This window comes from Edwardsiella piscicida, assembly GCF_001896205.1.
GTDB classification, from domain to species: Bacteria; Pseudomonadota; Gammaproteobacteria; order Enterobacterales; family Enterobacteriaceae; genus Edwardsiella; species Edwardsiella piscicida.
This window is the reverse complement of the sequence record NZ_MPNU01000001.1, coordinates 1248130-1274401: the sequence shown is the minus strand read 5'-3', so window position 1 is coordinate 1274401 and position 26272 is coordinate 1248130. Positions and strand designations below refer to the sequence as shown.

Sequence of the window (26272 nt, the reverse complement as noted above, 5' to 3'; positions counted from 1 at the left end):
TGGGATTTTTAGACGGCGGGTGCCGCCGTCGAGGTAAGGCGAAGAGGCTGAGGGCGGCGCGCCGCCCTCGCCCGTCAGACGATCAGCTCAGATACTTGCACAGGTAGGCGCTGGGCTCCGCGACCTGCAGGTTAAACTCGCTGTGCTCCGGCACAAAAAAGGTCTCTCCCGGGGTAAACACCTGCCAGTCCGGCGCGCCGGGGATCAGCACGCGCAGCGCGCCGGTCACCACCGTCATCTCCTCCGGCCGATCCGTGGTAAAGGTATACTCGCCCTTTTCCATCACTCCCACGCTGGCGCGGCCGATACTGCCGCTGTCATAGCCAATCGACTTCACTTTCCCTGCAAAATACTCATTAACATTCAGCATAGTGTGGCCTCTTTAACGTGAGTAGTCGTCTCATCTTGGTCAAAAAAACGGGGACTGTCACGCGCCGTTTCTTCAGGGTGCGATCGCCAGCGCGGGCGGACGCGACGATCGGCTAAAAAACGCCGGCGTGCGACGGTTTTCCATTGCGATGCGCACGATTTTCATATTTCCTCCATTTTGCCGCCGCAGCAAACGGCTACAATACACTTACGACCATCCGGGGCTGCGCTCGACGCTCCCGTTCGGCGTCTTTTCATCATGGATTCCGCCCATCGGGCGTCTGCAGGAGAATTACCGTCACATGAGCGTTATATCCGCACTCTCTTCCCGGCGCGCCAAGCTCTGCGGGCTGTTAATTCTGCTGCTCCTGCTGGGCGCGTTCGCCTGGCATCACGTCTCCTCTGCGTCGCCCGCCGACGCCGGCGGAAGCCCGGCGCGCCAGCGCGACGCTAGGCCGGGACGCGGCATGGCGCAGACGGTTCCCGTGCAGGCGGCGGTCGTGCACCGCGCCGCGCAGGACAGCTACCTCAGCGGGCTGGGCACCGTCACCGCCTCCAATACCGTGACCGTGCGCAGCCGGGTCGATGGCCAGCTGATGAAGCTGCACTTCACGGAGGGGCAGCAGGTGAAGGCCGGCGATCTGCTGGCTGAAATCGACCCACGCCCGTTCCAGATCCAGCTGCAGCAGGCCCAGGGAGCGCTGGCGCGCGATACGGCGCTGCTGGACAACGCCCGACGCGATCTGGTGCGCTACCAGCGCCTCGCCAAAGATAATTTGGTCTCGCGTCAGGAGCTGGATACCCAGGCTTCGCTGGTCGCCCAGACGCAGGCCAGCCTGGTCAGCGATCGGGCCAACGTGGATAGCGCCCAGCTGCAGCTGGACTACAGTCGTATCCGGGCGCCGGGCGATGGCCGCGCCGGTCTTCGTCAGGTCGATGAGGGCAACTATATCAGCAGCGCGGATACCAATGGCTTGGTGGTGCTGACCCAAACCCACCCCATCGACGTGCTGTTCACCCTACCTGAGGGGGATATTCCTCGCCTGCAGCAGGCGCTGCAGCGCCAGGGTACGCTGGTTGCCGAAGCCTGGGATCGCAGCGATCGCCAGCGCCTGGCGACCGGCCATCTGCTCAGCCTGGACAACCAGATAGACACCGCGACCGGAACCCTGAAGATCAAGGCCCGCTTCGATAATCAGGACGATCGCCTGTTCCCCAATCAGTTCGTCAACCTGCGCCTGCAGGTCGCCAGCCAGGCGCCGGTGCTGCTGGTTCCCGCGGCGGCGGTACAGACCGGCCGTGAAGGGCGCTTTGTCTGGGTGGTCGACGCCGAGAACAGGGTGCATAAGCGCGGCCTCAGCGTCGGCGCGCGCGACGGCGACGCGCTGGTGGTACAACAGGGGGTCAACGCGGGCGACAAGGTGGTAACCGACGGCATCGATCGGCTGACGGAGGGGGGGCAGGTCGACATCATCACCGCTCAGCGCCCTGACGCCGCCGCGGACCACGGGGATACCCCGCAGCCATGAGCCAGACGCCCTCCTCCCCGGTTCCGCGCGGCGGCGGCCCCTCGCGCCTGTTTATTCTGCGCCCGGTCGCCACCACCCTGCTGATGATCGCCATTCTGCTGGCCGGTCTGGTCGCCTACCGCGCCCTGCCGGTGTCGGCGCTGCCGCAGGTCGACTACCCGACCATTCAGGTGGTCACCCTCTATCCCGGTGCCAGCCCCGACGTGACCGCCTCGGCGATCACCGCCCCGCTGGAGCGCCAGTTCGGCCAGATGTCCGGCCTGCAGCAGATGTCGTCGCAGAGCAGCGGCGGTGCATCGGTGATCACGCTGCAGTTCCAGCTGTCGCTGGCGCTGGACGTCGCGGAGCAGGAGGTGCAGGCGGCGATCAACGCCGCGACCAATCTGCTGCCGAACGATCTCCCCTACCCGCCGATCTACAGCAAGGTCAACCCCGCCGATCCGCCGATCCTGACGCTGGCGGTGGTCTCCGATGCCCTCAGCCTGCCGCAGGTCGAAGATCTGGTGGAGACGCGAATATCCCAGAAGATCGCGCAGGTCGGCGGCGTCGGACTGGTTACCCTGGCCGGCGGCCAGCGCCCGGCCGTGCGCGTGCGCCTGAACGGCGCCGCCGCCGCGGCCTACGGCCTCAGCAGCGAGACGATCCGCAGCGCCATCGCCAACGCCAACGTGAATTCGCCCAAGGGGAGCCTGGACGGCCCTACCCGGGCCATCACCCTGAACGCCAACGATCAGCTGAGATCGGCGCAGGAGTACCAGAACCTGATCGTCGCCTACCGCAGCGGCGCACCGGTCTACCTGCGCGATATCGCCAGCGTCGAGCAAGGGGCAGAAAATACCCAGCTGGCCGCCTGGGCCAATAATCATCCGGCCATCGTCATCAATGTGCAGCGCCAGCCCGGCGCCAACGTTATCGCCACGGCCGATGCCGTGCTGGCCCAGCTGCCGCAGCTGCGCGAAAGCCTGCCCGCCTCGGTCAAAATCAGCGTCCTGAACGACCGCACCCAGACCATTCGCGCCTCCGTCAGCGACGTGCGCCACGAGCTGCTGCTGGCCGTCGCGCTGGTGGTGATGGTGATCTACCTGTTCCTGCGTAACCTGCCCGCGACCCTGATCCCCGGCGTCGCCGTTCCGCTGTCGCTGATCGGCACCTTCGCCGCGATGTATTTTCTGGGGTTTTCGATCAATAACCTGACGCTGATGGCGTTGACCATCGCCACCGGCTTCGTGGTGGACGACGCCATCGTGGTGATCGAAAACATCGAGCGTCATCTGGAGAACGGCGATCCCCCCCTGCGCGCCGCCCTAAAAGGCGCCGGTGAAATCGGCTTCACCATTATCTCGCTGACCTTCTCCCTGATCGCCGTGCTGATCCCGCTGCTGTTTATGGGCGATATTATCGGTCGGCTGTTCCGCGAATTCGCCGTCACGCTGGCGGTCGCCATTCTGATCTCCGCCGTCGTCTCCCTGACCCTGACGCCGATGATGTGCGCCCGTCTGCTGAGCCAGGAGAGCCTGCGGCGTCAAAACCGCTTCTCGCTGGCCTGCGAGCGACAGTTCCAGCGCCTGATCGCAGGCTATGGCCGCGCGCTGCGTCTGGCGCTGCGCCATCCGCGGATCACCCTGGGCGTCGCCGTCGCCACCCTGATGCTGACGGTGCTGCTCTACCTCATCATCCCCAAGGGGTTCTTCCCGCAGCAGGATAACAGCCTGATCCAGGGCACGGTGTACGCCCCGCAGTCGATCTCCTTCAGCGCTATGGCTGAGCGCCAGCGTCAGCTGAGCGAAGCATTGCTGCGCGATCCGGACGTGGCCAGCGTCAGCGCCTTCGTCGGCGTCGACGGCGTCAACCCGGCGCTCAACAGCGGGCGACTGCAGATCGTCTTAAAACCGCTGGCCGACCGCCGCGATCGCATCGATCGCATCATCCCCCGCCTGCAGGCGCTGGCGGCCCGGGTCGGTGGCATCTCGCTGTATCTACAGCCGGTGCAGGATATGACCATCGATACCCTGCCGGGCCGCGCGCGCTATCCCTTCACCCTGCAGGCCATGTCGCTGGATGAGCTACAGACCTGGGTGCCGCGCCTGCAGGCGCGTCTCGCCCAGTCGCCGATGCTGAAAGACGTGAACAGCGACTGGCAGGATCAGGGGCTGGTGGCGTACGTCAACGTCAACCGCGACAGCGCCAGCCGCCTTGGCATCGCGATGCAGGACGTGGACAACGCCCTGTATAACGCCTTTGGCCAGCGCCTGATCTCCACCATCTATACCCAGTCCAACCAGTACCGGGTCGTGCTGGAGCAGGAACGCGCCCATCAGGATGGTCTGACGGCGCTGCAGCGCATCTACCTGACCGCCGCCGACGGCAGCGCCATTCCGCTGGCCAGCATCGCCACCGTAGAGCAGCGCCACGGCGTGCTGGCGATAAACCACCTCGACCAGTTTCCCTCGGCGACCCTCTCCTTCAACGTCCCCGACGGCTACACGCTGGAGCAGGCCATCGCCGAAATCGACGCCGCCCGACGCGCGATCGGAATGCCGGCCGACATGACGCTGCACTTCCAGGGCGCGGCCCTGGCGTTCCAGAGCGCGCTGGACAGCACCCTGTGGCTGATTCTGGCGGCCATCGTGGCGATGTATATCGTGCTGGGGATTCTGTATGAAAGCTTTATTCACCCGATCACCATTCTCTCGACCCTGCCGTCGGCCGGGGTCGGCGCCCTGCTGGCGCTGATGATCAGCGGGCAGGCGTTGGATGTGATCGCCATCATCGGTATCATCCTGCTGATCGGCATCGTGAAGAAGAACGCCATCATGATGATCGACTTCGCCCTGGCGGCGGAGCGCACGCAGGGCATGGCGCCGCACGACGCCATCTATCAGGCCTGCCTGCTGCGCTTTCGCCCGATTCTGATGACCACCATGGCCGCCCTGCTGGGCGCCCTGCCGCTGATGTTCAGCCAGGGGGTCGGGGCGGAGCTGCGTCAGCCCCTGGGGATCTGTATGGTCGGCGGGCTGATCGTCAGCCAGATCCTGACCCTGTTCACCACCCCGGTCATCTACCTGGCCTTCGATCGTCTGGCGCGTAACACCCACCGCCCGACGCGGGGAGTCCCGGCGCGATGAGCGGCTTCTCCCTGTTTATCAACCGCCCGGTGGCCACCAGCCTGCTGGCGCTGGCGATCACCCTGGCGGGACTGCTCGGCCTGCGCCTGCTGCCGGTCGCCCCGCTGCCGCAGGTAGATTTCCCGGTGATCATGGTCAGTGCCTCCCTGCCGGGCGCCTCGGCAGAGACCATGGCCGCCTCGGTCGCTACCCCGCTGGAGCGGGCGCTGGGGCGCATCGCCGGGGTCAATGAGATGACCTCCAGCAGCAGCCTGGGCACGACCCGCATCATTTTACAGTTCAATCTCGACAGGAATATCGACGGCGCGGCGCGCGATGTCCAGGCCGCGCTGAATGCCGCCCAGAGCCTGCTGCCCTCCGGCATGCCGTCGCGCCCCAGCTATCGCAAGGCCAACCCGTCCGATGCGCCCATCGCGATCCTGACGCTGACCTCGACGCAGTATACCCAGGGGGATCTCTACGATCTGGCCTCCACCCGTCTGGCGCAGAAAATCGCCCAAATCGACGGCGTCGGCGATGTCTCGGTCGGCGGCAGCTCCCTGCCCGCGGTGCGCATCGATCTCAGTCCCGATGCCCTGTTCAATCAGGGAACCTCGCTGGATACGGTGCGCCAGGCCATCGCCAACGCCAACGTCCGCCGCCCGCTGGGCGCCGTCGCCGATGACGAGCACCGCTGGCAGGTGCAGAGCAACGATACGCTGATGAAGGCGCAAGACTACCGCCCGCTGATCATCCGCTACCGCGACGGCGCGCCGCTCAGGCTGCAGGACGTCGCCCAGATCAGCGACGGCGTCGAGGATGTCCGCAACGCCGGGATGAGCAACGGTCAGCCGGCGATCCTCATCATGATCCGCCGCAGCGCCGACGCCAACATCATCGAAACCGTCGACCGACTGCGCAGCGACCTTCCGGCGCTGCGGGCGCTGCTGCCCAGCGGGGTCTCCCTGGATATCGCCCAGGAGCGTACCCCGACCATCCGCGCCTCCCTGCGCGAGGTCGAGCAGTCGCTGGCTATCGCCATCGGCCTGGTGATCCTGGTGGTGTTCCTGTTTCTGCGCTCCGCCCGCGCCACGCTGATCCCGGCGGTCACGGTGCCGGTTTCGCTTATCGGCACCTGCGCCGCCATCTATCTGTGCGGCTTTAGTCTGAACAACCTGTCGCTGATGGCCCTGACCATCGCCAGCGGGTTTGTGGTGGACGACGCCATCGTGGTTCTGGAAAACATCGCCCGCCACATCGAGAACGGCCTGAGCCCCCGCCGCGCCGCGCTGGTCGGCGTGCGCGAGGTGGGCTTTACCGTCTTCTCCATCAGTCTGTCGCTGGTCGCCGTCTTTATTCCGCTGCTGTTTATGGGCGGCATTCCCGGGCGCCTGTTTCATGAGTTCGCCATCACGCTGTCGGTCTCCATCGCCATCTCGCTGCTGATCGCGCTGACCCTGACGCCGATGATGTGCGCCCGCCTGCTGCGGCCGCGCCGCAACGACGGCGGGGGACGCCCGACCGCCCTACGCCGCCTATCGGCGCTGCTACAGCAGGGCTATGCCCGCTCCCTGAGCTGGACGCTGGACCACGCCCGCTGGGTCTTGCTGATGCTGCTGGCGGTGATCGGATTAAACATCTGGCTGTATATCAGCATTCCAAAAACCTTTTTCCCCCAGCAGGATACCGGGCGGCTGATGGGCTTTATTCAGGCCGATCAGAGCATCTCGTTTCAGGCCATGCGCGGTAAGCTACAGGACTTTATGCGCATCGTACGCGCCGATCCCGACGTAGAAAACGTCACCGGCTTCACCGGCGGCGCCCGCGTCAACAGCGGAATGATGTTTATCGCCCTTAAGCCGCTGGGCGAGCGGAAACAGGATGCCCAACAGGTCATCGCCCGTCTGCGCGCTAAGCTGGCCCATGAACCGGGCGCGAACCTGTTTCTGATGGCGGTGCAGGATATTCGAGCGGGAGGTCGCCAGGGCAACGCCAGCTATCAGTACACCCTGCTGTCGGACGATCTCGCCGTCCTGCGCCACTGGGAGCCGCAGGTACGCAAGGTGCTCGCCGCCCTGCCCCAGCTGACCGATGTCAGCACCGATCAGCAGGACAAGGGGGCAGAGATGCTGCTGACCTACGATCGCCCGACCATGGCGCGGCTGGGGATCGAGGTCAGCGAGGTCAACTCGCTGCTGAGCAATGCCTTTGGCCAACGCCAAATCTCCACCATCTACCAGCCGCTTAACCAATACCACGTGGTGATGGAGGTCGATCCGCGCTACGCCCAGGATGAGCGGGCGCTGGATAAGATGTTTATCATCAACCAGGCCGGGCAGCCGATCCCGCTGTCCGGGTTCGCCAGTTGGCTGCCGGCCAACGCGCCGCTGTCGGTTAACCATCAGGGGCTGAGCGCCGCGGCCACCATCTCCTTCAACCTGCCGCCGGACGGCTCGCTCTCCGACGCCAGCGACGCCATCGAGCGTGCCATGACCGCCCTGGGCACCCCGCCCTCTCTGCGCGGCACCTTTGCCGGCACCGCCCTGCTGTTTCAGCAGGCGCAGAGCAGCCAGCTGCTCCTGATCCTGGCCGCCATCGCCACGGTCTATATCGTGCTGGGCATGCTGTATGAAAGCTATATTCATCCGCTGACCATCCTGTCGACCCTGCCGTCGGCCGGGGTCGGCGCCCTGCTGGCGCTGATGCTGTTCAACGCGCCCTTCAGCCTGATCGCGCTGATCGGCATCATGCTGCTGATAGGGCTGGTGAAGAAAAACGCCATTCTGCTGGTCGACTTTGCCCTGACGGCGGAGCGAGAGCAGCACCTGAGCGCCCGCGACGCCATCTATCAGGCCTGTCAGCTGCGCTTTCGCCCGATTCTGATGACCACCCTGGCCGCCCTGTTCGGCGCGCTGCCGCTGGCCTTCAGCTACGGCGACGGCGCCGAGCTGCGTCAGCCGCTGGGCATCACCATCGTCGGCGGCCTGCTGGTCAGCCAGATCCTGACGCTGTACACCACCCCGGTGGTCTACCTGTATATGGAGAAGCTGCGTGCCCGCGTCAGTCGACAGAAAGCCCTGCCGCCGCTGGCGCACTGAGCCCCGAGGAGAAATCATGAGACTGGGCATTTCCGCCAAACTCTTTCTGGCCATCCTGTCCACCTGCATTCTGGTGCTGATCATCATGCACTGGGGGGTGCGCGTCAGCTTTGAGCGCGGCTTTATCGACTATATCCGCCACGGCAATGAACAGCGGGTACAGCTGATGGCCAGCGAGCTGGAAACCCTGTACGCCCGCGAAGGCAACTGGGACTTCCTGCGCCACAATGAGCGGATGATCTTTAGGATCATGCGTGATATCGAACAGAGCAGCAATCTGCACGGCAGCCTGCCTCCCCACGGCTGGCGCACCCCATTTTGGGTCATCGATGCCAACGGGCAGCGCCTGGTCGGCCCGCAGGGGAGCCTGCCGAGCGACGGTATCCGCAGCGCGATACGCTATCAGGGGCGCGACGTCGGCTGGGTGCTGACGACCCCGCCCGAGCGCCTAACGCGCAATACCGATATTAACTTTGATCGCCAGCAGCGCCGCACCAGCTGGTTTATCGTCGCCCTGGCGACCCTGCTGGCGGCGGCGGTGACCCTGCTGCTATCGCGCGGCATGCTGGCGCCGGTCAAACGGCTGATCAACGCCATGCACCAGCTGGCCGCCGGTAATTTTGCCACCCGCGTCGACGTCAGCAGCCGCGACGAGCTGGGGCAGCTGGCGCAGGACTTCAATCAGTTGGCCACCACGCTGGAGCGCAACGAACAGATCCGCCGGGCGCTGATGGCCGACGTCTCCCATGAGCTGCGCACGCCGCTGGCGGTGCTGCGCGGAGAGCTAGAGGCGCTGCAGGATGGGGTGCGACGCCTCACCCCCGATTCACTGACCTCGCTGCAGGCGGAGGTCAGCATCCTGACCAAGCTGGTCAACGATCTGCACCAGCTGTCGCTCTCCGACGCCGGCGCCCTGGCCTACCGTAAAAGCCCCATCGAGGCGAGCGCCCTGGTGCAGGCCGCCGCCGGCGCGTTTCGCGATCGGCTGGCCGCCAAGGGGATCCGTCTGACCCTGCGGCTGCCGGACGAGGCCCGGGTGTTCGGCGATCCCGATCGCCTGCTGCAGCTGTTTAACAACCTCCTGGAAAATAGCCTACGCTACACCGATAGCGGCGGCGAGCTGCAGATCGTGGGCCAGAAGCGTAGCGATACGCTGACGCTGTGCTGGCAGGACAGCGCGCCGGGGGTCAGCGAAGAGCAGCTGCAGCATATCTTTGAGCGCTTTTACCGCGCGGAGGGCTCACGCAACCGCGCCAGCGGAGGATCGGGGCTCGGGCTCTCCATCTGCCAGAATATCGTCGCCGCCCACGGCGGCAGCCTGCGCGCCAGCCACTCGCCGCTGGGCGGCGTCGCGATGACCGTCACGCTGCCGCTGGAGGAGCAGACCTGAGCCGCCGTAAACGCCGGGCGCCCCCCGTCTGCGGCGCGATATCCCCGGCCGGTGCGCCAGCGCCGTTCGAGCCTTAACCTGATGATGCCTAACCGGGAGTAGACCGATGAATATGCTTGCCACCACCCCGCTGATGCCCGAACCGCAGGGGGCGCGCGTCCTGATCGTTGAAGATGAGCCCAAGCTGGGCCAACTGCTGATCGACTACCTGATCGCCGCCGGCTATCGTCCCCACTGGCTGAGCCGGGGCGACGAGGTGTTGCCCTATCTGCAGGAGCATCTCTGCGACTTGATTTTGCTGGATCTGATGCTGCCGGGCGTCGACGGCCTGACGCTGTGCCGCGAGATCCGCCGCACCTCCGAGGTGCCGATCGTGATGGTCACCGCCAAGATCGAGGAGATAGATCGCCTGCTGGGGCTGGAGATCGGCGCCGATGACTATATTTGCAAGCCCTATAGCCCGCGCGAGGTGGTCGCCCGAGTGAAGACGATTCTGCGCCGCTGCGGGCTGCAGGATACCCTCTCCGAGCCGGCGCCGCTGCTCATCGACGAAAGCCGTTTTCAGGCCAGCTACCGCCAGCAGCCGCTGGATCTGACCCAGGCGGAGTTCCGTCTGCTGAAGACCCTGGCGACCCAGCCGGGCAGCGTCCTCTCCCGCGAACAGCTGCTCAACCACCTGTATGACGACTACCGGGTGGTCACCGACCGCACCGTCGACAGCCACATCAAAAATCTGCGGCGCAAGCTTGAGCCTGTCGAGGGCGACGAGCCGCTCATCCGCTCGGTGTATGGCGTCGGCTACCGCTGGGAGGGAGCCCCCTGCCGCATCATCGCCTGAGACCTCTCCCGCCGTGGCGATACGTGCGGTTTCGGCGCCCGCGCCGCCGTCCGCGCCGATGAACGCTATACTACTATGGACAGTATCCCGCCATAATCCGCCATTCGCCACGCGGCGATGGCGGATTCGTTATCGTAACACAGGCAAGGAGATACCCATGACAATGGGCTATTACGAGATCAAACGCACCCTGAATGGGCGGTTTCATTTCAACCTCAAGGCCGGTAACGGCGAGGTGATCCTCAGCAGTGAAATGTACGCCTCCCACGCCTCGGTCGAAAACGGCATTCTCTCCGTGCAGACCAACGCCGTCGAGGACGCGCAGTATGAGCTGTGCTGTGAGGGGGAGCAACCCTACTTTTTACTCAAGGCCAAGAACCATCAGGTGATCGGCCACAGCGAGCACTACAGCTCCGAAAGCGCCGCCCGTAAAGGGATCCAGTCCGTTAAAAAGAATGCCCAGACCCGCGATATCCGCGATCTGAGCCGCGGGCAGTGACGGGATCCCACGCCGGCCCGTTTCTGCCGAGCACAGCGCAGCACCGACAAGGCTCCGGGCACCGCGGGGCCTTGATTGTACTGCCCGCGCCAACTCTCTATAATGCCCGCCTTTACTGCAAGCCCCTAGGGCCGCTCCCCTCTCCGCGCGTGGCGTCAGCGCGCACGGATGACGATGAGGCGCGCCCTACGCTGCAGCCTGACCTGTGATCAGAACGAGAGAGTCATCTATGTTTACTCCGGAATTACTGTCCCCGGCCGGTTCGCTGAAAAACATGCGTTACGCCTTTGCCTATGGCGCCGACGCGGTTTACGCTGGCCAGCCGCGCTATAGCCTGCGCGTGCGCAACAACGAGTTCAACCATGAAAACCTGGCGCTGGGTATTCAGGAAGCCCATGCGCTGGGCAAGAAGTTCTACGTGGTGGTCAATATTGCGCCGCACAACGCGAAGCTGAAAACCTTTCTGCGCGATCTCAAGCCGGTCATCGATATGGGGCCGGACGCCCTGATCATGTCCGATCCTGGCCTGATCTCGATGGTGCGTGAAGCGTTTCCGTCGATGGCGATTCATCTGTCGGTACAGGCTAACGCGGTCAACTGGGCAACGGTAAAATTCTGGCAGCAGATGGGGCTGACTCGCGTGATCCTGTCGCGAGAGCTGTCGCTGGAGGAGATTGCCGAAATCCGCGCACAGGTGCCGCAGATGGAGCTGGAGGTGTTTGTCCACGGCGCGCTGTGCATGGCCTATTCCGGGCGCTGCCTGCTGTCAGGCTATATCAATAAGCGCGATCCCAACCAGGGAACCTGTACCAACGCCTGCCGCTGGGAATACAAGGTGCAGGAAGGCAAAGAGGACGAGGTCGGCAATATTGTGCATCAGCACCAGCCGATCCCGGTGCAGCAGGTCGACCCCACCCTGGGCATCGGCGCGCCGACCGACCGGGTCTTCATGCTGGAAGAGAGCATGCGCCCGGGCGAGTATATGAGCGCCTTCGAAGACGAGCACGGCACCTACATTATGAATTCAAAGGATCTGCGCGCCATCCAGCACGTGGGGCGTCTGACGGAGCTGGGAGTGCACTCGCTGAAAATTGAGGGGCGCACCAAGTCGTTTTACTACTGCGCCCGCACGGCGCAGGTGTACCGCAAAGCGATTGATGACGCGGTAGCCGGCAAGCCTTTCGATCCCAGCCTGCTGACCACCCTGGAGTCACTGGCGCACCGCGGCTATACCGAAGGTTTCCTGCGTCGCCACGTCCACGAAGATCAGCAGAACTATGACTACGGCTACTCCGTCTCCGATCGCCAGCAGTTCGTCGGCGAGCTCAGCGGCGAGCGCCGCGATGGCTATGCTGAAGTGCTGGTGAAAAACAAATTTTCCCGCGGCGATAGCCTGGAGCTGATGACGCCGCAGGGCAATATTCAGTTCACCCTGGACGATCTGCGCGACAAGCAGGGCCAGCCGACCGACGTCGCGCCGGGCAACGGACATACGGTCTATATTCTGCTACCGGCGGAGATCGATCTGGCCTATGCCCTGCTCATGCGTAACCTACAGGGCGCGGGCGTCAGCACCCGCAATCCTCACGCTCAATAATGTTCTGCCCCAGCCGGATTAATTCCGGCTTTTTTTATTTTTTTGATAATACCCGATGACGATCACACTAAAGTGACGTCGTCATGGTTATTATTGCCACACAAAAAGCAATAACGAAATAGCAATACTAGGAACCACCTCCTTGCCGGCCCAATCTCCCTTGGGCTGGTTTTCTTTTTTGCAAAGAATAATCTCACTCTAACAATGAAATTATAACTAGCTGATTTTAAACAAAAATCTTAGCATGAATCGCCGATACGCCGAGCTCACTATTATCGTCATACCGTAGCGAAATATATTCATCGATATTTCGCATCTATCAAAATCAAAAGACAATCGTTACTAATTACTTATTTATCCCGCAGCGTAGAAATAATCAGGAATAACTGAATCCGTTCAGCTAAAAATAAGCCGGCGGAGCAGGCACCACATCGCGGCGCGAAGCGGCGCAGCGATAGGCGATCGTATCGGTTCACGCCGTCAGCGGCACCATGCTCCTCAGAGAGGCGGTGTCCGTCAGCACGTCAAGCAGATTACGGAACTCGGGGTTGCGCAGGGAACGCTTGTTATAGGTGAGATAGAGGGGGATCGGCGGGATCGCAAAGGCCGTCTCCACCACCCGCAGATTAAAGGCGGAGCCGTAGCGCAGCGCGACCTCCCGCGGCAAAACCGTCAGCAGATCGCTGTGGCTGACCGCCCCCAGAATCGAGATAAAGGAGTCCGAACGCAGCACCACCCGACCGCCGTGCAGAAATGCAAAGCGATCCCCGTCGCTATGAGCACGCTGCAGGATCACAAACCGTTCTCCGCTCAGCTGCACCTCGCTGCACGCCTCCCCGAGGCGCGGATGCCCATCGCGGCATACGAGCGCCAGCGGTTCGTTCGCAAACGGCAGGCAGTGCACCGCATGCGCCGTCACCGGCGTCGTGCTGAACACCACGTCGGCCTTACGAAAATTCAGCAGCTGCTCTGCAATGGTATGCGGATGATAATCCGCATACCCACTGTAGTGCAGCAGCTCATACCCGGCGCCGAGACGCTCAAGGGCGCTGACGGCGGCGGGCAGCACCTGCAGCGCCACGCAGCAGGGGGCGAAAACGACAAACTTACGGCGCTGCTTGGCGGAGAGCGTCGCGTTGAGGGTATTTTCAATCAGCGACAGCCCCTGAGCGATCTGATCATGCAAGCAGACTCCCAGCGCCGTTGGCGAAATGCCCTTGCCTGCGCGGATAAATAGCGGATCGTCAAAGTGTTGACGCAGCTTTTGCAGCGACTGACTCACCGCCGAGGGCGTGGTGCCCATCGCCGCCGCCGCACGGCTAACGCTATTGTGTAAAAACACCATCTCAAATACGGTCAGCAGATTGAGATCGAATCCCTTTAAATGCAATAAATTACTGTGATTAGAACGCTCCATACAAATACACTATCCTTATGTTTTAAATGGCATTCTTCATATTGACCATTTCAGGACAGCTTATACATTCACACTAATAACTCAATAGGTTCAGCCATAACAGTGAGATAAATCGTACTGTTCCGATAAAATAGCACCGACAAGCATATATATTAAATATGTGTCACCAATTATTTATTTAATAATTGCATACTATAGCGCATGGATTGAGCCTCCCCACGCGATGCGCAATAGCGCGTGATCAATACGTAAGATAACGCCCGCGCGCCGGCGGTTGATAATGACCGAGAGAAATAATCCTCTCGGCATCAGTGCGCCCGGACAGAGATACGCGGTGAGTATATTGATCTCCGCACACGTCGACTAACAGAATTATCTCGTTGTCTATACGGATATATCCTAATAATAATAGGCAGCATGGTAAAAATACAGAGCAGCAGCGTCTACGTGAAGATCGGCTATTTTGATAAAAATAACGCGGCGGCATACCATTAATCCGTTACCGCGGCGCGCTCTCTTTGCCCGCGATAGAAAAGGCATATCCGAATCATCCCATCCAGTGAGCGTAATATACCTGGCTTAGGTTATCAGCTCGACGCGGGGCGAAATAAGCCGCCATGATCATGGCATCCGCAAATGAATATAGCCCGATTAGCGCCGCCGCGGTTGATCCTGAGGCGCTCCCTAACCACCGGCGCGATGCCGCCATCCCCTGTCGCCAGTGACGCGGTGGCGCGCAGATCACCGCCAATGCGGCTCACGAGAGGGACGCTGAAGGCGAAGGCTATGCGACCGGGCATCGACCTGTCGCGCCTCTCCGCTCCGTGGTCCCAGCGCCATTGGCGCACGGGCGTTGCAAGTGCCAAAAAAAACGCCCGGGCGCTAGCCCAGGCGTTTATCGGCAGAGGGGCGCGTTATTTACCCTGAGCCAGCAGGAACTTCACCACGTCCGCATATTCACTGCGATAGCCATCGATACTGGTCGCCTGCATTCCATCATTTTTAATCTGGTACTTACCTGCGACATAGAACGACGGGGTGCCGCGCACGCCGAAGGCCTGCACCGCATTCTCCTGCCGCGCGGTCAGCGATTTCACGACAAAACTGTTCAGCGCCGCATCATACTCTGCCGCCGCAACGCCGGAGTCGATAAATACCTGGCGGATATCCGCCGGAGAGTTAATGCTGCGCTTCACCTGCACCGCATCAAACAGCGGCTTTTCCACTTTATCCGACACGCCGAGGGCCTGCGCGACAGACCACGCCTCCGTCAGCGCCGGTCCCTGCGGCCCCAGGAAGCTCACGTGGTATTTCACCACCTTCTCCCCCTGCGGCAGGACCCCGTTTACCGCCTCACCGATGCGGTAAACGTTGGCAAATTGGTTACAGGGCGGGCAATAGAAAGAGAAAAATTCGACGACCGCAGGCGCGCCGGGGACGGCTTTCGGCATGTCGGTATACTGTTTTCCTTCCTGATACCCAGCGGCCTGAGCGGCAACGGAGCACAGTACCAGCAGGCCAGCGGCGGCCTGGAAGAGTCTCGTTTTCATCATCACTTTACCGTATCAAGTCAACTTGTGCGCAGAGTAGCATTCCGCACGGTGAACGCCGTACGGATTTACGATTAATTACACCGGATTACACGCTGATACAGCGGCAGCGTACGCGTGACGCGCGCTATTTCCAATCCGGCTGCGACGTTACCTGCTGCATCAGCAGCGCTTTCAGGGAGGCGTCCGGATTGCCCAGCCACTGAAAGCGAGCATACTTGGCAGGCTGCAGCATCGCCGCATCGCTGTCCGGCAGCGTTACGCGCAGCGCCCACGCCTGACGTCGATCGGCGCTGAAGGCGATAAACAGCTGCCGGTTGCCGCAGTTGTGCGGCTGGCAGACCATGCCGACCTGATACGCCTTGCCCTGCCAAGTCAGCGTCTGCGGCGGCGCAGAGGTTCCCTGTCCGCTGCGCACCCACGACGGCAGATCCTTCTCTCCCTGCAGCGCCTGTTTCCAGCTCTGCTGATATGACGGCTGAGCCATCAGCTCGGATAACGAGGGCGGAATAGTCTCGTCGGCCATGCCCGGTGCGCCGTAGGCCAACAGAAGGGCGGCCAGCGCCCCGACGATCGTTTTCATGGTAACTCCTTCATTGAGGTCGCGACGCCGATGCGGAACGGCGCCGTCATTTATTTACGCCACTGCGGGCTCATAAATAAAATATTTACTATTTTTATCAGTCATCCTCAATCGGAAAAAGTTGATCTATAGCAGAAAAGTGCCTTGGCGTCGGTCTCGCCGCCGGGCTTTAGGGTAAGCTTGGCCCGCCCACGTTTTTCTGGATACCACCACTATGAGCGATATGATTACCCTTCCCCCGCTGCCCGCCCTCGCGCGCGAGCGCTACGATGCCGCCACCGCCGGCGCGCTTGATGCGCTGGACTGCTCGGCCATCCGCCAGCGGGTCGACGCCTTTGGCCACGCCGATCGCCCGCAGGAGAGCTACCTGACTGGATGGATGGCGTTCAATCCGCTGGTTATCATCCGTAACTATCAGGACAAACGCGGCACCTCCAGCGGCGTAGTCCTCTCCGTCGGCGACGCGTATCGTTTCAGCGTGCAGACCATTACGCCGCGCATTCCCAAGCTGCTGCTGTGGGCCACCCTGCGCAGTAAACCGAAAACCCTGCCGCTGGTCGCCCTACAGGATCTGGCCGCCGGCGATCGGCGACTGGTTCCCTACCGCGCCGTACGCGATACCACGCTGCGTGAGCAGATGACGGGCTGGTGGGCGGAGATCAATGACTATCTGGGTATCGCCTGCTGGCAGCATAGCCATGGCTATCCGCAGTGGCAGGCGCTGGAGAACAGCCTGAGCTGCGACGCGGTCAGCCGCCTGCACCAGTGGCTACAGCGCGATCCGCAGACCTTGGAGCACGACGGTGACTACGCCGGGCGCTGGTACGATGGCCTGTTCATCGCCACTCGGGCCGCCAGCGAATCCAACCCGTGGCCCTCGCTGCTGCTGAGCTGGAAAAGCCCGCAGCGTCAGGCCAGCTATCTGATCGGCTGGCTGGCCGGCGAGGCGGATAAACCGACGCTGGCCCTGGCGCTGCGCCCGGACGCTGAAATGCCGTTTTTCACCCTCAACCGCTTCGACGCCGAGCACCTGCAGCGGCTCGCCGCGCTGAATGCGCTAGCGACGCAGCACGCCGCCGCCTAACTCCAGCCTCTTACCACCAGCGGTAAAAGTGGTGCACCGGGCCAATGCCCTGTCCCACCTGCAGGGAGTCCGCGGCCATCAGCGCCCCCTGCAGATACGCCTTCGCGGCGGCAACGGTAGCGCGCCAGTCCTCATGGCGCGGGCGCAGCGCCGCCAGCGCCGCGGACAGGGTGCAGCCCGTCCCGTGAGTATGGCGCGTCGCCACGCGCACCGCGCTAAAGCGCTCGGCGGCGCCGTCGCGGGTCAGCAGCCAGTCGGGGCTCTCCCCGCCCCGCAGGTGTCCCCCCTTCATCAATACCGCCTGACACCCCAGCGCCAGCAGCGCTTCACCCTGGGCAACCATCGCCGTCTCATCTTCCGCCATCGAACACCCCAGCAGCGCGGCGGCCTCCGGCAGATTGGGGGTGATCAGCGAGACCTGCGGCAGCAGCTGCTCGCGAATCGCGCTGACGGCCTGCGGCGCCAGCAGCGCATCGCCGCTTTTGGCCACCATAACCGTATCCAGAACGACGTACGGCAGCGGGTAGCGCGTCAGCGTCTGAGCGACGCAGGCGACGATATCGGCGCTGGCCAGCATGCCAATTTTCGCGCTGTCGATACGCACATCGCTCAGCACGGAGTCCAGCTGCGCCCGGACAAACCCGGTGTCGATAGGGTAAACCGACTGTACGCCGCGGGTATTCTGGGCCACCAGCGCGGTGATGACGCTGGTGCCATAGGCGCCCAGCGCGGAAAAGGCTTTGAGATCGGCCTGGATCCCGGCGCCGCCGCTGGGATCGGTACCGGCGATGGTCAGGGCATTAATCCGTTCTGCGCGCATACTCATGCCCCCTCCCCCGCGATGACGGCGGGCTGAAGGCCATACAGGGCATCCAGGAAATGGGGCGTGAAGCTGCCGGGACCGCTGGCCTGCGCCGCCGCCCGCTGACCCGCCAGCGCCATCACCCGACAGGCGCTGGCCACCGCCGTCAGACGATCGTCCAATACGCTGAAGGCCGCCGCCACCGCCGACAGCGCGCAGCCGGTACCGACGACCCGGGTCATCAGCGGATCGCCGCCGTCAATCCGGTAGCTGTTATCTCCATCGGTCACGTAATCGCTGGCGCCGGTGATCGCCACCACCGCGCCGCTATCGCGCGCCAGCGCCGCTGCCGCCGGCAGCGCCGCCAGCGCATCATCCTGACTGTCGACGCCGCGTCCGCGCGAGGGGGCGCCGGCCAGCGCCAGGATCTCAGAGGCGTTGCCGCGAATCACCGCCGGGCGCAGGTGCAGCAGACGATGGGCGAAATCACTGCGGTAGCGCAGCGCGCCGACGGCCACCGGATCCAGAACCCAGGGGGTTCCTGCTAGGTTGGCCGCCTCAATCGCCGCCAGCATACTGTCGGCGCGCGCGTCATACAGCGTACCGATATTGATCAGCAGTGCGTCGGCCAGCGCCGCAAACTGGCGGGCCTCCTCGGCCTGCACCACCATCGCCGGGGCTGCGCCCAGCGCCAGCAGCACGTTGGCCGTTAGACTTTGCACCACTTCATTGGTCAGGCAGTGAACCAGCGGCGCGCGCTGGCGTAAGGTCATCAGCGCCTGAGCGCACAGCGCATCAGGCAGGGGGGCGGGTTGTGTCAACATGGCGTCTCTCCCACCGGCGTGAAGAAGGCGGCGCGGTCAGACACCGTGACTTCCCTACGCTGGCATTATCCAGATCAGGTAATACGGGTATTTCTCAGCCTTCACGTAGAAGGGCACCCCGAGTCAGTTGTTCATCAAAATACTGTCATTAACACACGGTTAATCCAGCGGCAGGATAATACTCACGCCGACGATTGTAAATGCGCGGCGGCACACCGCGCGGGCGACGTTAGCTGCCGCGGTACGTAGCGTAGCCATACTGGCTTAGCAGCAGCGGCACATGCAGCTTTTCATTCTGCTGCGTTACCTGGAATAAGACCGGCACCTCCGGGAAAAAGGTCTCCTGCCCCTGACCATGAAAATAGGCGCCCGTTTTAAAGGTCACCCGATAGACGCCGGGGTCCATATCGGCGGCCGCCGGGTACAGCGAGCGGACGCGGCCGTCGTTATCCGTCGCGGCGTGGGCGATCTCACGCCACGCGCTGCCATCCTGCCTCTCCAGCATCACCGCCACCCCGGGGGCCGGTTTTCCCGTCTGCTGATTCAGGATATGCACGCTCAGCGTGCCCACCGGCGCGGCCTGCGCCGCCGCGCCGATTACAGATAACATCGCGGTAAGTAAAAGCATTTTTTTCATCACTGGGCTCCCATGTTATGTCATCCCTTCGGCAGCCTAGCAAAATGCGTCCCCCGCTTTATTAAACTTTTCGTTATCTTTTCAGCGCAATCACCCCATACCCTGCGCGCTACAGCGGCAGCAGGGTAAAGGTCAGCAGCAGATTCATCAGCGCCGCGACCGCCATCGGAATCGCGGTACGCTTAATCACCAGGAAAGGCGATACGCCGGCGATGCCGGCAATCGCCACGATCGCCGGGGTAATCGGCGACACCGTACGGCCGAAGCTGGTCATTATCTGCATCGGCAGCAGCAGCGTCACCACGTCCACCTTGAGGAAGGCGGCGATCTTGGGGATCAGGGCCGCAAAGGAGAAAAAGGCCGCATTGCCGGAGCCCATCAAAAACGCCGATAGTGCCAGCACGGCGCTCATCGCCACGATCATCGCCCCGCTGCCAAACCCTGCGTCTTGAGCCGCAGAGACCAGCGTATCGACGGCGCCGATCTTCAGCAGGCCGCTGGCGAAGTACTCCCCGCAGACGATCAGCGAAACCACCAGCACAAACTGGCGCCCCATTCCCTCAAAAAACAGCATAAAGCTGTCCAGAACCGCCCGCGCGCTGCGCAGCCGCACAAACTCGAAGAGCAGCGCGACAACGGTGCTGATCAGCATGGCGGTGGTCACATCCAGCTTAATCAGCGGATGAAACAGCGGACTAAAGCCGATAATCAATACCAAAGGGATCACCGGCAGGATAGCGTAGATACGCGGCGGCGCATCGCGCGTATCCGCCTCATGGCCTATCGTCTGCTGGGGGTCAAAGACAAAGCCATCGCGGCGATCCCACCAACGCTGGACAACGTAGTGGGTGACCGCCACGGCGCAGATGATCGGCAGGGTAAAGGGGAGCTGATGTGAAACGAAATAGACCGCGGGCTCCAGCTGCGCCGTCTGCGCCGCCAAGACCACGTTACCGGAGCCGGGACCGTGATCGATAAACTGGCAGCAGCCGATCACGCCCAGCGCCGAGGCCGGGCTGATCCCCGACCGGATCAGAATCGGGTACATCGTGACCATCAGCAGCATCCCTAACCCGGCGTGGCTAGGGATAAAGATAACCAGGATCTGCGTTACCAGAAACGACAGCGTCAGCAGGAGATAGGGGGAGCGCACCCGCTTCAGCGGCTGTTCGAAAACCCGAAACAGCGCCATGCTGGCGCCGACGTGCTCCATGTAGCGAGAAAATCCGGCGATAGCCATCAGCGTCAGCCCCAGACCGGCCAGGCGCGAGCTGAGAATATCGCTGAATACCTTGAAGATATCAAAGTATTTGGCGCCGGTGCCGCTCTTTGCAGGCAGCAGCGGCCCCAGATCGAACAGCGCCGTCAGCAGCAGCAGTAAAAAACCCGCCAGGAACAGCACCGGCTGCGTTTTATATCCTTTGGCGAACAGCGCGATCAGGAGTGCCGTCACCAAAGCGGCACAGAGTAGACCCGTCATCATAGTATCCCGTAGTGCAAGACGCAGAAAATAAGGACCCAGCGCACAGGCGGCGCTGAGCTCAGCCGCTACAGCGCCGAAAACGCCTGCTGCAGATCGGCGATCAGGTCGTCGACAGACTCCAGCCCGATATGCAGGCGGACATAGGGCCCGCGCCCGCTGTGCCAGTCCACGACCGAGCGGGCACTCTGAACGTTGGCCGGCAGGACCAGACTCTCAAAGCCGCCCCAGGAGGCGCCGATGCCGAACAGCGTCAGCGCATCGATAAAGGCATCGGCCTGACGCTGGCTATAGCGCGCGGCGAACTCCAGGGTCAGCAGCCCGTTACTGCCGCTGCAGTCGCGCTGCCACAGCGCATGGCCGGGGTGATCCGGCAGCGCCGGGCTGTGCACCCGCGCCACCTCGGGACGTCCCTGCAGCCAGCGGGCCACCCGCAGCGCGGCGGTGCCATGCGCCGTCATACGCAGCGCCAGCGTGCGCATTCCGCGCAGCACCAGCGCAGCGTCATCGGGACTGGCGCTCTGCCCCAGCGCCTCCGGCAGCGCACCGATGCGCGACCAGGCCCGTTCGCTGGCCACCATCATGCCCATCATGACGTCCGAGTGACCGCCGAGGTATTTGGTAGCGGCGATCACCGAGACGTCCGCCCCCAGGCGCAGCGGGTGGTAGAGAAAGGCCGATCCCCAGGTGTTATCGACCGCCACCGGAATATCACGCGCGTGGGCCAGGCGACACAGCGCCGGTAAATCCACCATTTCATACAGCAGGGAGCCGGGAGACTCGGCGAAGATCAGCTGGGTATTGGCCCGGATCTTCTGCTCGACATCGGCGCCGTCGGCGCGGAAGAAGTCATAGTCGATCCCGTTGGGGCGCAGCAGACAGGCGGCAATCTTGCGCACCGGCTCATATACCGCGTCAGAAAACAGCACATGGCCGCCGGTGCGCGCATAGCCCATGATGGTGAACCCAATCGCCGCCAAGCCGGTGGGAAACAGCTGGCAGCGGTGTCCGCCCTCCAGCGTCGTCACCATTCGCTCCAGCGCAAAGCCGGTTTCGGTACCGCGGGCGCCATAGCTCAGCACGCGCTCCCGCTGGCGGCGGCTGCGCGTCTCGCGCCAGGTCTGTAAAGAGTCAAAGAGAATGGTGCTGGCGCGCATCAGCGGCGGATTGACCGGCGTCACTGGCCCCGCTGGGCGCTCGCCGTGGATCAGGTAGGTTATGGGGTCCATCATGCTTCTCCCGCAGAAAAAAGACGAACGTAGACAGCACGCTGGCTACGCCGCACGACAGGCGTTCCCTGCAATACGGCACAGCGCGGCGTGAATGACCAGAAGAGATCGTTTTATGACCATCACAGGAAAGGCGAAATAAAGCTACCAATAACGGGTTAATTATATTTATCGTGCGTTGCATGCCGCTAATTGTTTTCTGTCGACGGCGTTATTCGCGCGCCACGCTCAACGCCGTAGAATTCAATAAATACATTAGCGAAAAGCAATAACGTATTAGAACAACTCAATGAAAAAAGGACGCCGCCATATTGCAGCGCTACGCGGTTTTTTTCACACTATATTGATGCAGCGCGCGGCAACATGATCCGGTGGCGATATTTCCCTGTTTCCATCGCGAATTAAAATAAAACTCATCTAACGCATATAAGGTATTTATATGGGCTCAAGTGTGTTTGATTCCGTGTTATTAAATAATGCCTGGTCGACCGAGGAGATGCGCCTGATTTTCTCCGATGAGACCCGGATCCAGAAATGGCTGGACTATGAAGCCGCGCTGGCCCTGGAGCAGGGCGAGCTGGGCATCATTCCCGCCGACGCTGCCCGCGCCATCGCCGACAGCGCCCGGCTGGAAAAACTGGACTTCGCTTATCTGCTGGAGCAGCTGCGCCTGACCCGTCATCCGCTGGTGCCGGCGATCCGGGCGCTGGAGCGGGCTTGCCCGGCCGGGGCGGGCGAGTATGTCCACTTTGGCCCCACCACCCAGGATGTCATCGACACCGGGCTGATCCTGCAGCTACAGCAGGCACACGGCGTATTTCTGCGCGACGTAAAGGCCATTGGCCGCAGCCTGTATCAGCTGAGCGCGCGCCATCGCGATACCCCGATGAGCGGACGCACCCTGGCCCTGCAGGCGCTGCCGATCACCTTTGGCCACAAAAGCGCGATCTGGCTGGCGGAAATGGGGCGCCACTATCAGCGCCTGCGCGCGCTGGAGCCACGCCTGTTTGTCGGCAGTATGGTCGGCGCCGTCGGAACCCAGGCCTCCTTTGGCGAACGGGCCTCGCAGCTGGAGCAGCGGGTGCTGGCCCGGCTTGGGCTGGAAACGCCGGAGATCTCCTGGCAGCCGGCGCGCGATCGCCTGAGCGAATATGGTATGACGATCGGGCTTATCGCGGCGACGCTCGGCAAGATAGCCAACGAGATCCTGCTGCTGGCCCATAACGAAGTCGACGAGCTGACCGAGTTCTTTGCCCCGGGGCAGGTCGGATCGTCCACCATGCCGCATAAGCGCAACCCCGCCGTGGCGGAGAATGCCGCCTGCGTCAGTAACGCCCTCAAGGCCAACCTGAGCGTGCTGAGCGACATGATGAAACACCAGCACGAGCGCGATGGCGCAGTATGGAAGACCGAGTGGAAGATTATGCCGGAGCTGTGTCTGATGCTCTCGGTGATCCTGGACAACATGCGCTCCGTGTTCAGCGGGTTGACGGTCAACGGTACGCGGATGCGCGCCAATATGGATCTGCTCGGCGGCTTCATGCTGGCGGAGCGCGTCATGTTTGCGCTGGCGGAGAAGGCGGGAAAGCAGAGCGCCCATGAGCTGGTGTACGCGGCGGCGATGCGCGGGCAGGAGCAGGGGCTCCCCTTCAGCCAGGTTCTGTATGACGACAGCCGCATCAGCGCCCATCTCACCCGCCCAGAGCTGGAGGCGTTGCTCGATCCGACCACCTATGTCGGTCACGCCCCGCGGCAGGTCGATCGCCTGCTGGCCGCGGTCGACAGCGCAGGCTGGCTGCAGTAACCGGCGTCCGCCGCCTCGCTGGCGGTCCCCCTCTTCCCCAGTTTAGGAGCCTCCCATGACGCTCAGCCACACCCTCAGCCGCTTTATCGTCGCACAGGGGCAGTTGGCGCTGCCGGCGGCGGTCAGCGACCGCGCTCGCCTACACCTGCTCGATACCTTTGGCGTGGCGCTGGCGGGCGCCGAACAAAACGCCGCGCGCCGCGCCCAAACGACGCTAGCGGACGTACCCGACGGCGAGGCCACCCTGCCGGTATGGGGAACCCCTCAGCGGGCGCCCCTCTCTCAGGCGGTGCTGCTCAACGGTATCGCCGCACACGCGCTGGACTTTGACGATACCCATACCGGCGCCATCCTGCACGGCAGCGCGCTGCTGACCCCGGTCGCGCTGGCGCTGGGCCAGCTCTGTAACAGCAGCGCCGAGCAGACGCTGAGCGCCTGGGCTATCGGCTGGGAGATCGCCGCCCGCGTCGGTCTGGCGGCCAACGGCGGCTTTCACCGGCGCGGCTTTCACGCCACCGCCGTCGCCGGGATCTTTGGCGCCTGCGCCTGCGCCGCGGTGCTGCTGCGCCTAACGCCGCAGCAAACCTGTCACGCCCTGGGACTGGCCGGCAGCCAGGCCGCCGGCGTGACCGAATTTTTAACCCACAGCGATGACGCCAAGTGTTTTCATGCGGGCTGGGCTGCCCTGAGCGGTATCTGGGCCGCGCGGCTGGGTCAAGCGGGGGTCAGCGGCCCGCAGACCATATTTGAAGGGCGCTTCGGCCTGTATAAAACCCATGGACAGCCGGAGGAGGCGACCCTGGAGAGCCTGACCCAGGGGCTGGGCGAGTCGTGGCAGCTGATGCAGGTCTCCATTAAGCCTTATCCCTGCTGCCACTTTGCCCACGCGACGCTCGACTGCGCCCGTCAGCTGCGCCGCCGCGGCATTACCCCCGCGCAGATAGCCCGGATCGAGTGCGTCATCGATCCGGTCGCCGCCGCGCTGATCTGCGAGCCGCCCGCGGCCAAGTACCGTCCAGAGAGCAGCTATGCCGCAAAATTCAGCCTGCCCTGGCTGGTCGCCGCCGTCATCATGGACGACGATCTGACCCTGGCCTCGCTGGCGCCGGCGAGTCTGGCGCGCCCGGCGCTTCTGCAGCTGGCGCAGAGGATCGGCTACCGCTATCCCCACCCCGGTGAGATCGACTTTCCGCGCTATTTCCCCGGCCTGATCTCGGTATGGCTCCACGACGGGCGCCAGCTGCAGCAGGCCCTGCCGATCAACTACGGCAACCCGGACAATCCGCTGCCGCCGTCGGCCGTCCGCGCCAAGTTTCTGGCCAACGCCGGGCGATGCCTGCCCGATAAGCAGGCGCTGGCGCTGGCCGACGCGCTGCTGCACGGCGCCCCCTGCGCCCCGGCAACGCTGGCGGCGCTGCTGACGCCCCCCGCCGCTGACTCGCTATACGCTCCCCGCTGCGCCGTCCGCGCGCGCCAGCTCCGCCTGTAGGGTATTGAACAGAATGTGGGCGGCCCGGGCGGGGCTGACGGTGTTCAGATACAGGTTATAGCGGATGGCGGGCAGCGGCGGCAGGCCGTGCCGCTCATCCAGCACCCCGAGATCTTCGCCGAGCAGTTCCAGAGAGCGCGCCATAATGCCGAGCCCGGCGCGCACCGCCGCCCGGGCCCCGGACAGGGTGGTGGCCATGTAGGCAATGCGCCAACGGATCCCGTGTCGCTCAAGATGGCTTATCATCATGCTGCGATAGGTGCTGGGTTCGTCCAGCACCACCAGCGGCAGAGGGCGGGAAAAATCCGGCTGATAGCGACGCCCGGCAAACCACAGGGAGGGGGAGGCTCGCAGGGTAATCCGCGGATAACCGACGCACTCCTCGGTGGAGATCGCCAAATCCAGCGCATTGTCGGCGAGCATCCGCATCAAAAAGGGGCTGCGCTGCACCACGATATCCATGGTCAGGCGCGGGTAGGCCGTGGAAAAGCGCGCCAGCAGATCGGGCAAAATGGTATTGGCCGTATCGTCCGGCGACCCTATTTTCAGCACGCCGTCAATATCCTCCCGCCGCAGGAAAAGGCAGGCCTCATCATTCAGCCGTAAAATACGTCGGGCATAATTCAATAGCCATCCGCCCTCCTCCGTCAGCGTCTTATTGCGCCCCTGCAGAATAAACAGCGGCCGCCCCGCGATCTGCTCCAGACGCTGCATCTGTTGGCTGACCGCTGGCTGGGTACGACATACCGTCTCTGCCGCGGCGGCAAAGCTGTGGCTATCCGCCACCGCGACATAGGTGCGTAATAAATCCAGATCCAGATTAATAATGGGCTGTCTGCGTGTAGGCATGGCTTATCTCGCTCCGGCGGCGCAAGGGAATAACGCAGAATAATAAGTCATGAAGATCGGCGCCAGCCTAAAAGGAGAATACAGTGATTGCGGCTAGATT

Annotated in this window: 20 protein-coding genes and 1 riboswitch; of the genes, 10 read left to right on the top strand and 10 right to left on the bottom strand. The window is 63.1% G+C overall.

The window, feature by feature from the left end; translation table 11 throughout:
* Positions 1-82 precede the first annotated feature (82 nt).
* Positions 83-370 carry a pyrimidine/purine nucleoside phosphorylase gene (ppnP, locus tag BRD58_RS05735; RefSeq protein WP_012847936.1) on the bottom strand — a complete coding sequence of 96 codons (288 nt, stop codon included), beginning with the start codon at positions 368-370 and terminating at the stop codon, positions 83-85.
* A 301-nt stretch (positions 371-671) separates the two neighbouring features.
* Here ppnP and BRD58_RS05730 point away from each other — a divergent pair, with 301 nt between their 5' ends.
* From BRD58_RS05730 to trhP, 7 genes are all read left to right on the top strand, one after another.
* A complete protein-coding gene (locus tag BRD58_RS05730) occupies positions 672-1898 on the top strand; it encodes an MdtA/MuxA family multidrug efflux RND transporter periplasmic adaptor subunit (RefSeq protein WP_139263884.1) in 1227 nt (408 codons plus the stop codon).
* A complete protein-coding gene (locus BRD58_RS05725) occupies positions 1895-5023 on the top strand; it encodes an MdtB/MuxB family multidrug efflux RND transporter permease subunit (protein WP_012847934.1) in 3129 nt (1042 codons plus the stop codon). Before BRD58_RS05730 ends, BRD58_RS05725 begins: the two co-directional genes overlap by 4 nt.
* Positions 5020-8100 (top strand): multidrug efflux RND transporter permease subunit MdtC, encoded by a 3081-nt coding sequence (gene mdtC / locus BRD58_RS05720; protein ID WP_073381956.1) that lies wholly within the window; start codon positions 5020-5022, stop codon positions 8098-8100. Before BRD58_RS05725 ends, mdtC begins: the two co-directional genes overlap by 4 nt.
* Before the next feature lie 16 nt (positions 8101-8116).
* Positions 8117-9490 (top strand): envelope stress sensor histidine kinase BaeS, encoded by a 1374-nt coding sequence (baeS, locus tag BRD58_RS05715; RefSeq protein ID WP_012847932.1) that lies wholly within the window; start codon positions 8117-8119, stop codon positions 9488-9490.
* Between the two features lie 133 nt (positions 9491-9623).
* The gene (gene baeR, locus BRD58_RS05710) at positions 9624-10328 is read left to right on the top strand and encodes an envelope stress response regulator BaeR (RefSeq protein WP_172454868.1); all 705 of its coding nucleotides are present in this window, start codon (positions 9624-9626) and stop codon (positions 10326-10328) included.
* A 157-nt stretch (positions 10329-10485) separates the two neighbouring features.
* Complete coding sequence (locus tag BRD58_RS05705; RefSeq protein WP_012847930.1) at positions 10486-10827, top strand: YegP family protein; 342 nt, start codon at positions 10486-10488, stop codon at positions 10825-10827.
* A 229-nt stretch (positions 10828-11056) separates the two neighbouring features.
* Positions 11057-12424: a prephenate-dependent tRNA uridine(34) hydroxylase TrhP gene (gene trhP / locus BRD58_RS05700; protein ID WP_069578348.1), complete on the top strand. Its 1368-nt coding sequence runs from the start codon at positions 11057-11059 to the stop codon at positions 12422-12424.
* 472 nt (positions 12425-12896) lie between these two features.
* On the opposite strand, the gene BRD58_RS05695 is transcribed toward trhP, so the two are convergent.
* The 3 genes from BRD58_RS05695 to BRD58_RS05685 all read right to left on the bottom strand — a co-directional run bounded on the left by BRD58_RS05695 (position 12897) and on the right by BRD58_RS05685 (position 15974).
* The gene (locus BRD58_RS05695; protein ID WP_012847928.1) at positions 12897-13841 is read right to left on the bottom strand and encodes a LysR substrate-binding domain-containing protein; all 945 of its coding nucleotides are present in this window, start codon (positions 13839-13841) and stop codon (positions 12897-12899) included.
* 914 nt (positions 13842-14755) lie between these two features.
* The gene (locus BRD58_RS05690) at positions 14756-15394 is read right to left on the bottom strand and encodes a DsbA family protein (RefSeq protein ID WP_015461148.1); all 639 of its coding nucleotides are present in this window, start codon (positions 15392-15394) and stop codon (positions 14756-14758) included.
* Positions 15395-15518: 124 nt separating this feature from the next.
* Positions 15519-15974 carry an inhibitor of vertebrate lysozyme family protein gene (locus BRD58_RS05685; RefSeq protein WP_012847925.1) on the bottom strand — a complete coding sequence of 152 codons (456 nt, stop codon included), beginning with the start codon at positions 15972-15974 and terminating at the stop codon, positions 15519-15521.
* A 214-nt stretch (positions 15975-16188) separates the two neighbouring features.
* On the opposite strand from BRD58_RS05685, the gene BRD58_RS05680 reads away from it, so the two are divergent.
* Positions 16189-17058, top strand: a complete 870-nt coding sequence (locus BRD58_RS05680) for a hypothetical protein (RefSeq protein ID WP_012847924.1) — start codon at positions 16189-16191, stop codon at positions 17056-17058.
* A gap of 10 nt (positions 17059-17068) precedes the next feature.
* On the opposite strand, the gene thiD is transcribed toward BRD58_RS05680, so the two are convergent.
* The 5 genes from thiD to metC all read right to left on the bottom strand — a co-directional run bounded on the left by thiD (position 17069) and on the right by metC (position 22033).
* Positions 17069-17884 (bottom strand): bifunctional hydroxymethylpyrimidine kinase/phosphomethylpyrimidine kinase, encoded by an 816-nt coding sequence (gene thiD, locus BRD58_RS05675; protein WP_012847923.1) that lies wholly within the window; start codon positions 17882-17884, stop codon positions 17069-17071.
* Complete coding sequence (gene thiM, locus BRD58_RS05670; RefSeq protein WP_012847922.1) at positions 17881-18684, bottom strand: hydroxyethylthiazole kinase; 804 nt, start codon at positions 18682-18684, stop codon at positions 17881-17883. The genes thiD and thiM overlap by 4 nt, the downstream gene beginning before the upstream one ends.
* Before the next feature lie 34 nt (positions 18685-18718).
* A riboswitch (TPP riboswitch) is annotated at positions 18719-18815 on the bottom strand.
* 98 nt (positions 18816-18913) lie between these two features.
* Positions 18914-19321, bottom strand: coding sequence for a hydroxyisourate hydrolase (uraH, locus tag BRD58_RS05665; protein WP_015683286.1), 408 nt, complete (start codon positions 19319-19321; stop codon positions 18914-18916).
* A 109-nt stretch (positions 19322-19430) separates the two neighbouring features.
* Positions 19431-20801: a C4-dicarboxylate transporter DcuC gene (gene dcuC / locus BRD58_RS05660; protein ID WP_015461145.1), complete on the bottom strand. Its 1371-nt coding sequence runs from the start codon at positions 20799-20801 to the stop codon at positions 19431-19433.
* Between the two features lie 68 nt (positions 20802-20869).
* Positions 20870-22033: a cystathionine beta-lyase gene (gene metC, locus BRD58_RS05655; protein ID WP_073381952.1), complete on the bottom strand. Its 1164-nt coding sequence runs from the start codon at positions 22031-22033 to the stop codon at positions 20870-20872.
* Between the two features lie 436 nt (positions 22034-22469).
* Here metC and purB point away from each other — a divergent pair, with 436 nt between their 5' ends.
* Positions 22470-23834: an adenylosuccinate lyase gene (gene purB, locus BRD58_RS05650; protein WP_073381948.1), complete on the top strand. Its 1365-nt coding sequence runs from the start codon at positions 22470-22472 to the stop codon at positions 23832-23834.
* Between the two features lie 55 nt (positions 23835-23889).
* Positions 23890-25323, top strand: a complete 1434-nt coding sequence (locus tag BRD58_RS05645; RefSeq protein ID WP_073381943.1) for an MmgE/PrpD family protein — start codon at positions 23890-23892, stop codon at positions 25321-25323.
* On the opposite strand, the gene BRD58_RS05640 is transcribed toward BRD58_RS05645, so the two are convergent.
* Positions 25276-26172: a LysR family transcriptional regulator gene (locus tag BRD58_RS05640; RefSeq protein WP_073381939.1), complete on the bottom strand. Its 897-nt coding sequence runs from the start codon at positions 26170-26172 to the stop codon at positions 25276-25278. The two genes, BRD58_RS05645 and BRD58_RS05640, sit on opposite strands and share 48 nt — an antisense overlap.
* Between the last annotated feature and the right edge of the window lie 100 nt (positions 26173-26272).

Bases quoted from the DNA above. Each gene is read 5' to 3' on its own strand.
- thiM (WP_012847922.1), bottom strand. From the start codon at position 18,684: ATGTTGACACAACCCGCCCCCCTGCCTGATGCGCTGTGCGCTCAGGCG.
- trhP (WP_069578348.1), top strand. From the start codon at position 11,057: ATGTTTACTCCGGAATTACTGTCCCCGGCCGGTTCGCTGAAAAACATG.
- dcuC (WP_015461145.1), bottom strand. From the start codon at position 20,801: ATGACGGGTCTACTCTGTGCCGCTTTGGTGACGGCACTCCTGATCGCG.
- BRD58_RS05640 (WP_073381939.1), bottom strand. From the start codon at position 26,172: ATGCCTACACGCAGACAGCCCATTATTAATCTGGATCTGGATTTATTA.
- BRD58_RS05645 (WP_073381943.1), top strand. From the start codon at position 23,890: ATGACGCTCAGCCACACCCTCAGCCGCTTTATCGTCGCACAGGGGCAG.
- purB (WP_073381948.1), top strand. From the start codon at position 22,470: ATGGGCTCAAGTGTGTTTGATTCCGTGTTATTAAATAATGCCTGGTCG.
- BRD58_RS05685 (WP_012847925.1), bottom strand. From the start codon at position 15,974: ATGAAAACGATCGTCGGGGCGCTGGCCGCCCTTCTGTTGGCCTACGGC.
- uraH (WP_015683286.1), bottom strand. From the start codon at position 19,321: ATGAAAAAAATGCTTTTACTTACCGCGATGTTATCTGTAATCGGCGCG.
- BRD58_RS05690 (WP_015461148.1), bottom strand. From the start codon at position 15,394: ATGATGAAAACGAGACTCTTCCAGGCCGCCGCTGGCCTGCTGGTACTG.
- ppnP (WP_012847936.1), bottom strand. From the start codon at position 370: ATGCTGAATGTTAATGAGTATTTTGCAGGGAAAGTGAAGTCGATTGGC.
- BRD58_RS05680 (WP_012847924.1), top strand. From the start codon at position 16,189: ATGAGCGATATGATTACCCTTCCCCCGCTGCCCGCCCTCGCGCGCGAG.
- baeS (WP_012847932.1), top strand. From the start codon at position 8,117: ATGAGACTGGGCATTTCCGCCAAACTCTTTCTGGCCATCCTGTCCACC.
- BRD58_RS05695 (WP_012847928.1), bottom strand. From the start codon at position 13,841: ATGGAGCGTTCTAATCACAGTAATTTATTGCATTTAAAGGGATTCGAT.
- metC (WP_073381952.1), bottom strand. From the start codon at position 22,033: ATGATGGACCCCATAACCTACCTGATCCACGGCGAGCGCCCAGCGGGG.
- BRD58_RS05705 (WP_012847930.1), top strand. From the start codon at position 10,486: ATGACAATGGGCTATTACGAGATCAAACGCACCCTGAATGGGCGGTTT.
- mdtC (WP_073381956.1), top strand. From the start codon at position 5,020: ATGAGCGGCTTCTCCCTGTTTATCAACCGCCCGGTGGCCACCAGCCTG.
- thiD (WP_012847923.1), bottom strand. From the start codon at position 17,884: ATGAGTATGCGCGCAGAACGGATTAATGCCCTGACCATCGCCGGTACC.
- baeR (WP_172454868.1), top strand. From the start codon at position 9,624: ATGCCCGAACCGCAGGGGGCGCGCGTCCTGATCGTTGAAGATGAGCCC.
- BRD58_RS05725 (WP_012847934.1), top strand. From the start codon at position 1,895: ATGAGCCAGACGCCCTCCTCCCCGGTTCCGCGCGGCGGCGGCCCCTCG.
- BRD58_RS05730 (WP_139263884.1), top strand. From the start codon at position 672: ATGAGCGTTATATCCGCACTCTCTTCCCGGCGCGCCAAGCTCTGCGGG.